The organism is Parapedobacter flavus, assembly GCF_035818675.1.
In the GTDB taxonomy this organism is placed as follows: Bacteria; Bacteroidota; Bacteroidia; order Sphingobacteriales; family Sphingobacteriaceae; genus Parapedobacter; species Parapedobacter flavus.
The window spans coordinates 292,533-307,052 of record NZ_JAYKZZ010000001.1; the positions used below are offsets into that span (position 1 = coordinate 292,533).

Consider the following 14,520-nt stretch of genomic DNA (forward strand, 5'->3'; position numbering starts at 1 on the left):
CACGAGGTCAACCGGTAGGGTGCTTAATTTTTTAGACAAAGATGAACGTATTTGAACCGAAATGAACTTATTTGCACTTCGGAAGCGATCGCATGCCATTGATGATGTGTATGAGCAGGTGTGATGCATATGACTTGTGGGAAAAAACTGTTACCTTTAAATGAAGTAGAGCAATCAGCTATGCATGAAGTCACGATAAAATACAAGAGCCGGAAAACGCTCAAAGCCTTAACTGCGTTGGGGGAGTACTTGGGTTTTACCATTTCCGCCCCCGAAGCTAAGAGCGAGGCAGCTACATATTCGATCAATGGTGTACCTGTAGAAACCGGCGATGCATCTATTAACATCCGCGAATTGGATACGGTATTCACGGGTAAGAACATGGATGCAGCATCATTGCGAAAATCGGTATGCACCCCATGCTAAACGTACTTTCGACGATAGTCCCAATTGATATTCCGTCGTTTCTCAAATTTTCCAAGGTGCATTCTGGGCCCATTCATCAGGAAATCCTAAGTTCCTAACATCAATTTTATGATGCGCAATAAGGCTTTCTATCTTCGAAGTAAAGGTATTGGTCGGATTAAAGCTCGCTAATAAATGGTTTACGGCGATGATGGCCCCATATAGATTCGAATTAGCGAGCTCCGGTATGTTCCCCTCGATTTTATTTTTTTTACGAGAGGGGAAAGTGAGCTTATTCGCTGTAAATTTTCTATTCCAAAGCCTTGAGTGGTGGGCACAGACGTTTCGGCCACCGAATGTGGTACCGTCTATGAATACTGTTTCATCCTGCTAGTTCTGCAGAAACATATAACCACTCAATCGGTAATAACTGACACTTTCTAAATATCGTTTAGCCCTATCCTCATCATCAATTTGCAGATTCCGTTTTAACAGGAGGGCTATCTGCTCATCAATCGTTAATGCTTTTTTGGAATATTTCATAATTAGGTCGGCTTTCAGCAAAAAAAACCCCTGCAAGATGCGCTTGAGTCAGAGGCGTGCAGGGGAATAACATTGCAAAGTTAACTTATTTGTTGATAAATGCAAAATAGTTTTAAATTTGGAATGGGCTCTGCTGAATATTATTTCTTACATTTCCTCTATAAAAGTTGTCCCGCTTCGGCAGAGGAGAGATCGATAAAGTTGCTTTTTTATTTCACGCATTTATAGTTGTATATCGCAGCAACTTTATCTAAGTTTATTTCGGAAAACATCATGATATTATAAAGTTGCACTTCGAAATGTCATGATATAATTAAGTTAAATTTCCGTATATTCAGGTGTGTATGTTTTCAAAAAAGCAGGGGTTTTTCCCGATGTTACATTTTAAATCCATCGACAGCAGGATGATCGTAGCCCATACGATAGATGATGTATATGAGCAGGTGTAATCACCCAAATCAACGATCGTTGATTACAAATCCACGTCCGTTGATAACGAATTAACGATCGTTGATGGTCGATAAACGAACAGCGATGGCAAATCCCCGTCGGGGGAGACCCACCCCCAACCGTTGACGGCCCGCCCATGTCCGTTGATAAGGCATCCCTGTGCGGTGCTGCGTTATCTTCAACCGTTGATGCCGTATTCCCGTCGGGAAAATAAAACCCACGTCCATTGGTTGCGATCAAACGATCGTTGATGGGTGATTAGCGAACAATGATGGAAAATCCCCGTCGGGAAAAGTGCATCCACGAACGGGGAGGCGCTTTTCCCATTCGACGATGCCGCATTCCCGAACACGGATAGCCGACCAATGCATGCGGAAACGCCTCGCATACGCGGGTTAGCGGTGTAAGCGCCTTCTGCGGTAGGGCAGGCAAAATAGGCGACAAAAAATTTGCATTCCCAAATTATTCCACCTAAATTTGCTATGCATGCATAATAAATTGTGAGCAAAACCGGGTATGAACGAAGATAACTCGATAGACTATTACTTGAAGGCCGCGTGGCAATCGGCAGCGAATAAATACAACCAGATTGCATCCCAATTCGGTATTACCCAAGCTACTGGTTACGTACTCATCAATATCCATAAGGAAGGTACGGCGGTCTCGCAGATTGCCAACCTGTTGGGGGTGAAGACCACAAGTTTGTCGCGCATACTGAACAACCTGGAAGGTTTGGGGTTGATTTATAGGGAGACCAACAGCGCCGATAAACGCTCGGTAAAAGTGTTCCTGACGGAACTGGGCAAAGAGAAAAGGGAGCGGGCCAAAGACGTCGTACGGAAATTCAACGCGTACCTCGACGAGCACCTGTCGGACGAAGAGCGGACATCGACCATACGTACATTGAAGCACATCAATCAATTGGCGATACAGTATAAACCAGAGTAAGACGTGAGACATTAGATATGAGACTTCAGATATGAAACACGAGACAATAGACAAAAGGCGAATCACAAAAGTGGCTGTATTGGGTTCGGGTGTAATGGGCTCGCGCATCGCCTGCCATTTTGCCAATATCGGCGTGGAAGTGTTGCTGCTCGATATCGTTCCCAAAGAACTGACACCACAGGAAACGGCTAAAGGCCTGACACTGGAAAGCAAGGCTGTACGTAACCGCATCGTGAACCGGTCACTCCAGAGCGCTATCAAAAGCAATCCGTCGCCCGTATTCAGTAAGCGCAGCGCGAAGCTGATCACGACCGGTAACTTCGACGACGACATGAGCGCAATCGGTTCGGCCGACTGGGTCATCGAGGTGGTGGTAGAGCGACTGGATATCAAGAAACAGGTGTTTGACCAAGTGGAGCAACACCGCAAAGCCGGCACGCTGGTGACGTCCAACACCTCGGGTATCCCCATACACCTGATGGCCGAAGGGCGAAGCGATGACTTCAAAGCTCATTTCTGTGGTACGCACTTCTTCAATCCACCCCGTTACCTGCGGCTGCTCGAAGTGATCCCTACCCTTGACACGAAACCGGAAGTGGTCGACTTCCTGATGCATTATGGCGACAAGTTCCTCGGAAAGACCACCGTTTTGTGCAAAGACACACCGGCGTTCATCGGAAACCGTATCGGCGTGTATTCCATGCTGGCGTTGACCCACTTGGTGGAGCAGCTTGGTCTCACGGTGGAGGAAGTGGATAAATTTACCGGTCCGGCCATGGGCCACCCCAAATCCGCCACCTTCCGCACCGCCGATGTGGTGGGGCTCGATACGTTGGTGAACGTAGCCAATGGACTGGCCGAAAACGCACCGGATGATGAAGCCAAAGGTGTTTTTCAACTGCCCGACTACATCCGGCAGATGGTCGATAAAAAATGGCTGGGCGAGAAGAGCGGACAAGGATTCTACAAGAAGATAAAAGACGAAAAAGGGAATAGCGTCATCCTGGCGCTCGACCTGAAAACGCTGGAATATCGGCAACAGGACAAGGTGAAGGCAGCGACGCTGGACGCTACGAAAGGGGAGGACGATATCCGCAAACGCATGAAGGTGTACGAGCAGGGCACCGATAAAGCCGGTGAATTCTTCCGTGCCATGCACTACCCGCTGTTTGAATACGTTTCCCGGCGGGTGCCCGAAATCACCGACGAGTTTTTCCGCATCGACGATGCCATGCGTGCCGGGTTCGGCTGGGAGCTCGGTCCGTTTGAAGTGTGGGACGCGCTGGGCGTGAAGGAAACCCTAGCGAAGATAAAATCGGAAGAGAAACGCGTCCCCGGCCACAGCGGCGAGGTAGCCGGATGGGTACAGGACATGCTTGCGGCAGGCCACGACTCCTTCTACAAGGTGGAAAACGGCGTGCGGCATTATTACGATATCGGCAGCCAGTCGTATAAGCCCATTCCGGGTACGGAGGGCTTTATTATCCTGGATAACATCCGCGGACAAAAAACGGTCTGGAAGAACAGCGGACTGACCATTACCGATCTCGGCGATGGCATCCTCAATGCGGAGGTCCATACCAAAATGAATACCATCGGTGGCGATGTGATCCAGGGACTGCATAAGGCAATCGATTTGGCCGAAAAAGACTTCCGCGGACTCGTTGTAGGTAATGATGGAGCCAATTTCTCCGCCGGCGCCAATATCGGTATGATCTTCATGATGGCTGTAGAACAGGACTACGACGAGCTGAACATGGCGGTAAAGACCTTTCAGGACACGGCCATGCGACTGCGCTATTCGGCGATTCCTGTTGTGGCCGCGCCGTTCAACCTCGCCCTGGGCGGGGGCTGTGAGTTTTCCATGCATGCCGACTTCGTGCAGCTCCATGCCGAAACGTACATGGGGTTGGTTGAATTTGGCGTGGGCGTGATTCCGGGCGGTGGCGGCTCTAAGGAGTTTGCCTTACGTGCATCAGACGAATTCAAGGAAGGGCAGATTGTGCAGCAAACGCTGCGCGACCGGTTCCTTACCATCGGGCAAGCTAAGGTGTCTACCTCGGCGGTCGAAGCCTTTGAACTGGGCTACCTCCAAGCGGGCAAATATGCCATCAGCATGAACCGCAGTCGGCTGCTGGCCGACGCCAAGGCGAAGGCCGTTGAACTGGCCGAAGCGGGCTACACCCAACCGGTACGGCGTACCGATATCAAGGTGCTGGGTAAGCAGGGGCTGGGCATCGTGTATGCCGGAGCCAATTCGATGCGTGCAGGCAACTACATCTCCGAACACGACCAAAAGATTTCCGAAAAGCTGGGCTGGGTGATGTGCGGAGGCGACCTGTCATCGCCAACCGAAGTGTCGGAGCAATATTTACTGGACTTGGAGCGCGAGGCATTCCTGTCGTTGTGTGGGGAGCGGAAAACGCTGGAACGGATCCAGCACATGTTAACCAAAGGAAAAGCATTAAGAAATTAAGATGATGGAGGCGTATATAGTTGCAGGATACAGAACAGCGGTTGGAAAAGCCCCAAGAGGCGTTTTCCGTTTCACGCGGGCAGACGATTTAGCGGCAGATGTAATCAAACATCTCGTTGCATCGGTACCCAATTTAGATAACGAACAAATCGACGACGTGATTGTGGGTAACGCTACTCCGGAGGCAGAGCAAGGGCTCAACATCGGTCGGATGATTTCGCTGATGGGCCTGGATACCGAAAAGGTGCCGGGCGTAACGGTGAACCGTTACTGTGCATCCGGCCTGGAAACCATTGCTACGGCCGTGGCTAAGATTAAGGCAGGCATGGCGGACGTGATCATTGCAGGTGGCGTGGAGGTGATGTCGGGCATGCCGTTCGGCGGCTGGAAGCTGGTGCCCAATCCGGAGGTGGCCAAGAACCATCCCGATTGGTACTGGGGGATGGGGCTAACGGCAGAGGCTGTCGCCAAGGAATACAACGTAAGCCGCGAAGATCAGGATGAATTTTCGCTGAAGTCGCACCAGAAAGCACTGGCAGCCATTGAAAACGGGAACCTTAAGGATGGCGTGGTGCCGATTACGGTGCAGGAACGGTATTTGGAAAACGGAAAAAAAATCAAGATACGCGAATACGTGGTGGATACCGATGAAGGGCCACGGGCGGATACCAATATGGAAGCTTTGGCCAAGCTGAAACCCGTCTTCGCGGCAGGTGGTTCGGTTACCGCGGGCAATTCCTCGCAAACATCGGATGGCGCTGCATTCGTGCTGGTGGTATCCGAGAAGAAAATGAAAGAACTGAATGCCGAACCCATCGCCCGGTTGGTGAGCTACGGCGTAGCCGGCGTGCCGCCGCGCATCATGGGCATCGGACCTATTTTTGCGATTCCAAAAGCCTTGAAAATGGCGGGGATGAAACTCGAAGGGATGGAGCTGATCGAGTTGAACGAAGCGTTTGCCGCCCAGTCTTTGGCCGTCGTCCGCGAGCTCGGCATCAATCCCGATATCTTAAATGTAAACGGCGGTGCCATTGCATTGGGGCACCCGCTGGGTTGCTCGGGAGCTAAGCTTTCCGTGCAACTGTTCCATGAAATGAAACGCCGGAACCAGCGGTACGGCATGGTGACGATGTGCGTGGGAACGGGGCAAGGTGCAGCCGGAGTTTTCGAGCTTTTATAATCATATAGATATAATGGAAAAAACGAGGAAAACAGCGATAAAAGGTGGTGAGTTTGTCATCTGCGAGACGGACTTTACGGACATATTCATTCCCGAAGAATTCGATGAGGAACAGGTGATGATCCGCCAAACGTGCGAAGATTTCCTGGCGGCTGAGGTTTTTCCCCACCTGGATCGTATCGATGCACAGGAGGAGGGGTTGATGGAAAGCCTGCTCGACAAGGCCGGCGAACTAGGGCTGCTGGGGGTTTCCGTCCCGGAGGCCTACGGCGGATTCGGGAAGAACTTCAATACCTCCATGCTGGTGGCGGATGTCATCGGCGCCGGCCATTCGTTCGCCGTGGCCCTTTCGGCCCATACGGGCATCGGCACGCTACCCATTCTTTACTATGGCAACGACGCGCAAAAGGATAAGTATGTGCCCAAGCTGGCCACGGGCGAGTGGAAAGCCGCTTATTGCCTCACCGAGCCCAACTCGGGTTCGGATGCTAATTCGGGGCGTACCAGTGCCAAACTCAATGCCGAAGGGACACATTACCTACTCAATGGCCAGAAGATGTGGATTACCAACGGGGGATTCGCCGATGTGTTCATCGTATTTGCAAAAATCGATGACGACAAGAACCTCACGGCATTTATCGTAGAACGGGATTTCGGCGGTATCACCATGAATCCCGAAGAACACAAGCTGGGCATTAAAGGATCATCTACCCGCCAGTTGTTTTTCAATGACTGTCCGGTGCCCATCGAGAATGTACTCTCCGAGCGGGAGAACGGGTTCAAGATTGCCGTCAACATCCTCAACGTGGGGCGCATCAAGCTAGGCGCGGCCACCATTGGCTCGTCGCGGCGGGTCATCGATCAGGCTATCAACTACGCCAATGAGCGGGTACAGTTCGGCTTGCCGATTTCCAAGTTCGGCGCCATCCGCTATAAATTGGCCGAGATGGCCGTGCGGAACTATGCCGTGGAAAGTGCCGCTTATCGTGCAGGACAGAACATTGATGATGCCTATGATGCCTTGGTGGCGGGTGGCATGGATGCGGCGAACGCCAAGCTAAAGGCCACCGAACAATTTGCCATCGAGTGTGCCATATTGAAGGTATGGGGCTCGGAGATGCTCGACTATGTGGTGGATGAGGGGGTGCAGGTGTACGGCGGCATGGGTTACTCGGCCGACGCGCCCATGGAACGCGCTTACCGTGACGCCCGCATCAACCGTATTTTTGAAGGCACCAACGAAGTGAATCGCCTGCTCATTGTGGATATGCTGCTGAAACGTGCGCTCAAAGGCGAGCTCGACCTTATGGGGCCGGCACAGGCAGTGGCCGGTGAGCTGATGGCCATCCCCGACTTCGGGGAGGCGGATGATGCACCGTTCGCGTATGAAAAGAAACTGCTCGCCAACCTTAAGAAGGCGGGACTGCTGGTGGCCGGCGCGGCCGTACAAAAGCTCATGATGACCCTGCAAAAGGAGCAAGAGATACTCATGAACATTGCCGACATCATCGGGGAGGTGTACCTCGCCGAATCGACCTTGCTCCGTGCCGAGAAACTGGTGCAACAGCGGGGAGAAGAATCCGTACAACGGCAGGTGGATATGGCACGTATCTACCTGCATACCGCGATAGACCGCGTATACCTCGCTGGCAAGGAAGCGCTTCATTCCTTTGCAGAAGGCGACGAATTGAAAATGATGTTGGTCGGCATCCGGCGCTTCACCAAGGCCGAACCCTATAACATCAAGGAAGCCCGGCAACGGGTAGCACAAATGTTAATTGAAGCAAATGGCTGGTGTTTTTAACGTCTATTAACGTTCAATAGGCGCTTAAAGATTCACAAACACATGAAACGGAACCGGGGCGGGGAAACTTGCCCCGGTTCTTTTGTTAATAGAAAGTCGGGTATATTTCGTACGTTTGGTTAACGTATCATTGATGGCATCAGCAGTTGAAGAACAGAAACTATTGGTCAGTTACCGGGAAACCGGCGAACTACGTTTGCTGGGCAAGCTGTACGAGCCGTATATGCCGCTCATTTATGGATTGTGCTTTAAGTATTACAAAAACGAGGCAAAGAGTGAAGACGCGGTGATGCAGATTTTCGAGTCGCTCATTACGAAGCTGCGGGTCCATGAGGTGAGCAACTTCAAGAGTTGGCTATACACATTGGCGCGGAACCATTGCCTCATGGACCTGCGCACCACCAACCGCATCAATACCGTCGATATCGATGACCATCTTGTGGAAACTGACGCTTTTCTGCATCAACATCATAAGGGGGAGGGAGTCCCGGAGGAACAACTTGCGTTGATGGAGTCTTGTTTGGACACACTTAATGACGAACAGCAAACCTGCGTTCGGCTATTTTACCTTGAGCAGAAATGTTATAAGGACGTTGCCGACATCACCGGTTACGACCTCAACAAGGTGAAAAGCCATATCCAGAACGGCAAGCGTAATCTGAAAATCTGTATGGAGAGAGATAAGCATGGACAATAGTTACCACATTGTACGTATACAGCGGTACCTCAACGGCGAACTCAGCCGGGATGAAATGTATGAGCTCGAACGGGAGGCGCTCGACGACCCGTTGTTGCAAGACGCCATTGACGGCTATCGGATGCAGAAGGAGGTCAGCCATCGGCAGCTGAGCCTTTTGCAACAGCGATTGGCCGACCGCATCGCGGGGCAAGCAAAGGAGCGCAACGCATTTTTCTTTGGGTGGCAACGCCTTGGCGTAGCGGCTACCGCATGTGTGCTTATGGTGCTGGTGCTGGTATTGCTGTGGATGCGCAATCAGCCCACACAACAACCATCAGCCGGTAAAGAGGTACAAGTAGAACTAACGACTCCGGAACTTCCTGGAAACGTTCATGTGGTCGCAGCGGCCGGCCCCGGACTGGATGCCTATCCGGAAGGTGGGTGGGACGCGCTCAATGCCTATATAAATAGTGGCCTGGCCGGTGTTTCGCTGAAAGGGAAAGCAACATTAACTTTTGATATTGATGCACAAGGGTTGCCGACAGATATCCAGGCAGTAGGAGAGGCCGACATAGCCTTGCTTTCGGAGCTACGGCGATTATTGGCGGAAGGACCGAAATGGAGCGGTAGCAGGGGGCAAGCCGAGGTTACCTTCGAATAACCGATGGGTCGCGATACGTCGTTTTTTTTGTTCGAGCGCTTGTCTTTGCTATATTTGTGTTACAATGTCAAAAAACCGTGCTTGGAGTGATGAAGAATTGATAGCGGCCTTAGCCGATAGCGATCAGTTCGCATTCACCGAAATCTATGAACGTTATTGGAAAAAGTTACTGGCGATATCCCTTAGACACACAGAAGATCAGACCCTAGCTGAAGAAATCGTCCAGGAGGTATTCATTGCCCTTTGGAACCGTCGTAATCAGGTTGTCATCCGGTCGTTAGACGGCTATCTGGCCACCGCGATAAAGTTTGGTGCGTTAAAAAGCATATACAAGGCACGTAGGCATCAGGAAATCGAACAGACGAACGTTTACCATGCGGATCAGCAGCTTGACGAAGAAAAAATAGATGCCCGTTTCCTCAAGGAATACGTGGATGGCATTATTGAACAGTTGCCCGAGAAATGCAAGCTGGTATTCCGCTACAGTCGCGAAGAATACAAGTCGAATAGGGAGATTGCCCAAGCGTTGTCCATATCCGAAAAGGCGGTTGAGGCACATATAACCCGGGCACTCCGGTTTTTGCGATTAAATCTACGCAAAGCCGGTATCTTTTGCCTTCCTTTCTTTTTCTTTTAGTGCGCTCCCCTTTTTTCTGTCGTGCTGATTTTTTTTTCGAATCGGTATAGGGTTGCTTGTGCTATTGTGGTACATCCTATTATACAGCACCAGAAAAAATGGTTTATGCACGATAACGAACGCCACGCCCTTATCGGAAAATACCTGTCGGGAACCGCCACGAAGGCCGAGGAAGAACGGTTGCTAGCCTGGTATAGACGCCGCAACGACGGAGAAGAGGTGGTCTGGGATGCCGATACGCCGGATGGTGAACACGAGGTTAGGTCGCGCATGCTGGCGCGGATTACCGCACATGCACGTCTAACTGTAGGCCAACAGCCTTTGAAGCGCTTCCGCCGTACGCGGGCCATCGGCATTGCGGCCGCCTTATTGGTGGGGCTGTCAATGATCGGGGTGCTTGCATGGTATCTGGGGTTAGGTGGCATCCGGAGTCAACAAGTCATTGCCATAGCACCCGTTAAGCAGGTAGAAAACCGGTTTATTATCCTGCCGGATAGTAGTAGGGTGCTGCTGAGGCCGGGAAGCACCTTGGTATACCGATCGGACTTTAAGGGAGCTACGCGTGAAGTGGCGCTCACCGGTGAAGGCTACTTTGATATTAGAAAACAGGAAAATAAGCCGTTCATCATCCATACGGGAAAATTGAAAACGACCGTGTTGGGTACGGCATTTACCATAAAGACAGATAAACACCAACACGAGGTGTCGGTGACGGTGCAGCGGGGAAAGGTTAAAGTAGAGGACGATAAGCAGGTACTCGCCGAATTGACGGCTAACCAGCAGATGGTTTATGATGCGGATGCTAAGCGGTCGCAACAGGAAGCGGTGGTGGCGGTCGATGAACTGCAATGGACACATGAAGATATGCGATTTGACGCCATGCCATTCAGCGAGCTGACAACCCGGTTGGAACGCCGATATGGCATAGCGATTCGTTTTGCTCACGAAGGGCTCGGCAATTGCCCGGTAAGCGGGTTGTTCCGCGGTACCGAAACGTTGGATGAAGTACTTGATATCCTTTGCGCCACGCGGAATGCATCTTATACAAAAACCAAAGATGGCCAGGTATTGATTGATGGCACAGGGTGCCGCTTGCAGCAGGGTTAAGCGGAATAATGAAAAAGGGTTAACGACAAATAAAATGAGTGGATAATGATAAAAAAACTCCCCCGCCGTGGAAAGCTTGAGGGAGTAGCGATCTAAAAAATTCGGTAATAATTTTAAATCTAACACAAATAATGCAAAAATACTTGGTTTTTGCAAACGGGTCGGTACAACGCCGGTTTACCCCGTATTCGCGAACTAGTTTTCTGTTCTTTATGAAGGTCAATTTCATTTGTGTGGCATTGCTGACGCTAGCGATCAACCTATTGGGTGCAACCGAAAGCGTTGGGCAGGGTATCCGCGAAAAGCAGGTACAATTACGACTGAACAATGCCCCGTTAAAAGCCGCACTACTAGCGTTGGAAGAGGCAACGGATATGCCGGTCTTCTTTCCATCGGAAGTTGTAGAGCGTTACCAGGCGCCATTGTTGGACGGCCGGACGCGATCGGTGGCCGAGACGCTCGATCTATTGTTGGCAGGCACGCCATTGGGTTATGCGGAGCGCGATGGACGTATTATACTATCGGTCAAGCAACTGGCCCAGTCGTCCGGCCAAATACTCAACGCCACCGTACAGCAAACCATCCGGGTAACCGGCATGGTGGTAGACGAGCGGGGGCAGCCGGTCTCGGGCGCCACGGTGATCATCAAGGGGTGGGAAACGTTACCCCGGGATGTCGCATCGAGCACGGCTACCGACGTGAACGGCCATTTCGGGATCAATGTGCCGAATGAGCAAGCGGTGCTCGTTTTTTCGCTGTTGGGACACAAGGCGGTGGAGGTGGTAGTCGGCAAGCAGCGCTTGTTGACAGTTACGCTCGAAGAAGACGCCGCCACCTTACAGGAAGTGGTGATTACCGGTTTGTTCGAGCGGCCCAAAGAAATGTATACCGGTGCAGCGCGGTCGTTTACCCAAGAAGATCTACAGCAGGTAGCCAGTAGCAACATGCTTGCAGCATTGAAATCACTGGATCCGTCTTTTCAGATGCCAGAAAATATCAACCTCGGCTCGAATCCCAACGCCCTGCCCGACGTTACACTCCGGGGTGGGAACAGCTTGATCGACCCGAGCGCTTCGTCGTCCAACCCGTTCCATTACGAAAATAATCCCAACACGCCATTGTTTGTCATGGATGGGTTTGAAGTGTCGCTTTCGCGGATCAATGACCTTGACCTGACCCGCGTTAAATCCGTTGACATCCTAAAGGATGCCACGGCGACTTCGATCTATGGCTCCCGCGCAGCGAATGGAGTGATTGTCATTGAGACCATCCGGCCGCAGCCCGGAGAGTTCCGGGTGTCATATAATGGTAACCTCACGCTGGAAGCGCCAGACCTTTCTGCCTATAACCTGCTGAACGCCCAGGAAAAGCTCGATATTGAGGAAAAAGCCAACGTATATGATTTCGGGTGGAACTTCCGGGACCAGCAGCTGGCCCATTATTATAACCACCGGAAAGCGGAAATCCTTAGGGGTGTCAACACGGACTGGATGGCGCTCCCCTTGCGTAATGGCGTCGGCCAGCGGCACAACCTTTATATCGAAGGGGGCAACGAATCCGTACTCTACGGCGTAGGAACCGTGTTTTCCAACACGGCCGGGGTAATGAAGGCATCCAATCGCCAAACGTTCTCGGGCAATACGTTCCTGTCGTATCGCACAGAAAAACTGAACCTGCGTAACGACCTGACATTGACCAGTAATGTCGGTAACAACTCGCCTTATGGCAGCTTCGAGCAATATACCCGGCTCAACCCCTACTGGACCCCCTACAACGCCGACGGTTCCCTGGCGTATTACCTCGAGACGGTTTACGACGAGTATGGCAACCGGCTTACGTTGTTCGACCAGTATGACAACCTGGATGGTACCGAGCCGGGGAGGCCGACCAACCCGTTATATAATGCGAATTTGGGCATTACCGACCGGGCCCGGTATACCAACGTAACAAACAATACCGCTTTCCGCTGGCAGGCCATGCCTTGGTTGCGGCTCGACGGTAGCCTCGCCCTTCAGTTCCAATGGGACGAGTCCGATAAATTCTTACCGGCGCAACATACCTCTTTCGCAGGCACCGAAACCTTTGAGAAAGGGTCGTATGAAAAAGGTGACGGCAAGAAAACCAATTACGACATCAACCTATCGGCCAATGTGAGCGAAACATTCGATAAGCATATGCTGTTTGCCACCATGGGCGTCAATCTGCAGCAAGTAAGGAGCTTTACCAATTATTTTACCGTTGTGGGTTTCCCCAACGCACGCTTAGACGACCTGACCCAAGGCCTTAAATTCAAGGACGATTCGCGGGTTACGGGAGAGGAAACCTACAACAGGTTGATGGGCGCGTTTGCCAATGCATCGTATGCATACGATAATCGGTTCCTCCTGGACCTGTCATACCGGCTGGATGGCTCATCGCAGTTCGGAGCCAACAACCGTGTTGCCCCGTTCTGGTCGCTGGGGGCCGGTTGGAACCTGCATAACGAGCCACTGTTTGCCAACTTGGATTGGTTGCAGCTTTTAAAGGTCCGGTATTCTTTTGGTTATACCGGTTCGCAGAACTTTGCATCGTACCTGGGCAAGACAACATCGCGATACTATGTAGGCAAGGATTACCGCGGTATGATTGGCTCCTACCTATTAGGGTATGGAAATGATGACCTATCCTGGCAAAAGACCAGGAAAAGCAATATCGGCTTCGACCTGACGGTGGCCAAGAAGCTGAATATCTCTGCCAACTATTACATCGAAACCACCAAAGGGTCTATCGGTACCGTCAGTACTGCACCGTCATCGGGCTTCAACTGGTACTCGGAGAACATCGGCGACATCCAAACCAAAGGGTGGGAGCTGTACAGCCGGTATACCCTCTTCAACAATGGGCGCAACAACTGGTCTGTATTTGCCAACCTCTTTTCCGTAGATAACAAGATTTCGAAGATATCCAACACGTTGGAAGCACTCAATGCATCTGCCGACACCACGTATGCATCCACGCCCATCACCAGGTATGCCGTGGGGCAGTCTACCACCGCCTTGTGGGCCGTCCGGTCGTTGGGTATCGACCCGGCTTCCGGCTATGAAATATTCTTGAAAAAGGATGGCACAACCACCAATATATACGACCCGCGGGACCAAGTGATTATCGAAAACGCACGGCCCAAGCTCGAAGGTACGTTCGGGACGAATTTCGAGTATAGGGGCATCGGTGCCAACTTGTTTTTCCGCTTTAAGCTGGGCGGATACGCGTATAACCAGACATTGGTAGACCGGGTAGAGAATGCCTCGGTAAACCGTTACAACGTAGATAGCCGCGTGGCCGAAGAGCGTTGGCTGCAACCCGGCGACCGTACTTTCTTCAAGGGACTGATCGACTATTCGGGTAGAGCCATCAATACGTTGACCTACAACTCGTCGCGGTTTGTACAGCGGGATAATTTGCTTTCGCTGGAGAGCGTGTCCATTTACTACCGGTTTAGCGACCAGTTGAATAGCCGACTGGGGTTATCCAATACCCGGATTACCTTGTATAGCAATGAAGCCCACCAATGGTCGTCCATTCGGCGCGAACGGGGACTGGATTATCCCTTTGCCCGGTCATTCACCTTTCAGGTATCTACATCTTTTTAAA

At 51.4% G+C, this 14,520-nt stretch carries 10 protein-coding genes; all 10 read left to right on the top strand.

Annotation, left to right across the window (positions count from 1 at the left end; translation table 11 throughout):
- Nucleotides 1-180: 180 nt before the first annotated feature.
- The 10 genes from U9S71_RS01225 (at nt 181) to U9S71_RS01270 (ending at nt 14,519) form a co-directional block, all read left to right on the top strand.
- Nucleotides 181-426, top strand: coding sequence for a hypothetical protein (locus U9S71_RS01225; protein ID WP_326324605.1), 246 nt, complete (start codon nt 181-183; stop codon nt 424-426).
- Nucleotides 427-1,914: 1,488 nt separating this feature from the next.
- Complete coding sequence (locus U9S71_RS01230; RefSeq protein WP_326324606.1) at nt 1,915-2,346, top strand: MarR family winged helix-turn-helix transcriptional regulator; 432 nt, start codon at nt 1,915-1,917, stop codon at nt 2,344-2,346.
- Between the two features lie 31 nt (nt 2,347-2,377).
- Nucleotides 2,378-4,822: a 3-hydroxyacyl-CoA dehydrogenase/enoyl-CoA hydratase family protein gene (locus U9S71_RS01235; RefSeq protein WP_326324608.1), complete on the top strand. Its 2,445-nt coding sequence runs from the start codon at nt 2,378-2,380 to the stop codon at nt 4,820-4,822.
- Between the two features lie 4 nt (nt 4,823-4,826).
- Entirely contained in the window at nt 4,827-6,002 is a 1,176-nt protein-coding gene (locus U9S71_RS01240; RefSeq protein ID WP_326325279.1) for an acetyl-CoA C-acyltransferase, read from the top strand.
- 13 nt (nt 6,003-6,015) lie between these two features.
- Nucleotides 6,016-7,806 carry an acyl-CoA dehydrogenase FadE gene (locus tag U9S71_RS01245; protein WP_326324610.1) on the top strand — a complete coding sequence of 597 codons (1,791 nt, stop codon included), beginning with the start codon at nt 6,016-6,018 and terminating at the stop codon, nt 7,804-7,806.
- A 133-nt stretch (nt 7,807-7,939) separates the two neighbouring features.
- Nucleotides 7,940-8,503 carry an RNA polymerase sigma factor gene (locus tag U9S71_RS01250; RefSeq protein WP_326324612.1) on the top strand — a complete coding sequence of 188 codons (564 nt, stop codon included), beginning with the start codon at nt 7,940-7,942 and terminating at the stop codon, nt 8,501-8,503.
- Nucleotides 8,493-9,146, top strand: coding sequence for a hypothetical protein (locus U9S71_RS01255; protein ID WP_326324614.1), 654 nt, complete (start codon nt 8,493-8,495; stop codon nt 9,144-9,146). The genes U9S71_RS01250 and U9S71_RS01255 overlap by 11 nt, the downstream gene beginning before the upstream one ends.
- Before the next feature lie 64 nt (nt 9,147-9,210).
- On the top strand, nt 9,211-9,783 hold the full coding sequence (locus tag U9S71_RS01260) for an RNA polymerase sigma-70 factor (protein ID WP_326324616.1): 573 nt from the start codon (nt 9,211-9,213) through the stop codon (nt 9,781-9,783).
- A gap of 105 nt (nt 9,784-9,888) precedes the next feature.
- Nucleotides 9,889-10,890: a FecR family protein gene (locus U9S71_RS01265; RefSeq protein WP_326324618.1), complete on the top strand. Its 1,002-nt coding sequence runs from the start codon at nt 9,889-9,891 to the stop codon at nt 10,888-10,890.
- A 212-nt stretch (nt 10,891-11,102) separates the two neighbouring features.
- Entirely contained in the window at nt 11,103-14,519 is a 3,417-nt protein-coding gene (locus U9S71_RS01270; RefSeq protein ID WP_326324619.1) for a SusC/RagA family TonB-linked outer membrane protein, read from the top strand.
- The last annotated feature ends 1 nt before the right edge of the window (nt 14,520 follow it).

Coding starts and splice junctions, on each gene's coding strand:
- U9S71_RS01265 (WP_326324618.1), top strand. CDS start 9,889: ATGCACGATAACGAACGCCACGCCCTTATCGGAAAATACCTGTCGGGA.
- U9S71_RS01245 (WP_326324610.1), top strand. CDS start 6,016: ATGGAAAAAACGAGGAAAACAGCGATAAAAGGTGGTGAGTTTGTCATC.
- U9S71_RS01260 (WP_326324616.1), top strand. CDS start 9,211: ATGTCAAAAAACCGTGCTTGGAGTGATGAAGAATTGATAGCGGCCTTA.
- U9S71_RS01235 (WP_326324608.1), top strand. CDS start 2,378: ATGAAACACGAGACAATAGACAAAAGGCGAATCACAAAAGTGGCTGTA.
- U9S71_RS01240 (WP_326325279.1), top strand. CDS start 4,827: ATGGAGGCGTATATAGTTGCAGGATACAGAACAGCGGTTGGAAAAGCC.
- U9S71_RS01250 (WP_326324612.1), top strand. CDS start 7,940: ATGGCATCAGCAGTTGAAGAACAGAAACTATTGGTCAGTTACCGGGAA.
- U9S71_RS01230 (WP_326324606.1), top strand. CDS start 1,915: ATGAACGAAGATAACTCGATAGACTATTACTTGAAGGCCGCGTGGCAA.
- U9S71_RS01255 (WP_326324614.1), top strand. CDS start 8,493: ATGGACAATAGTTACCACATTGTACGTATACAGCGGTACCTCAACGGC.
- U9S71_RS01270 (WP_326324619.1), top strand. CDS start 11,103: ATGAAGGTCAATTTCATTTGTGTGGCATTGCTGACGCTAGCGATCAAC.
- U9S71_RS01225 (WP_326324605.1), top strand. CDS start 181: ATGCATGAAGTCACGATAAAATACAAGAGCCGGAAAACGCTCAAAGCC.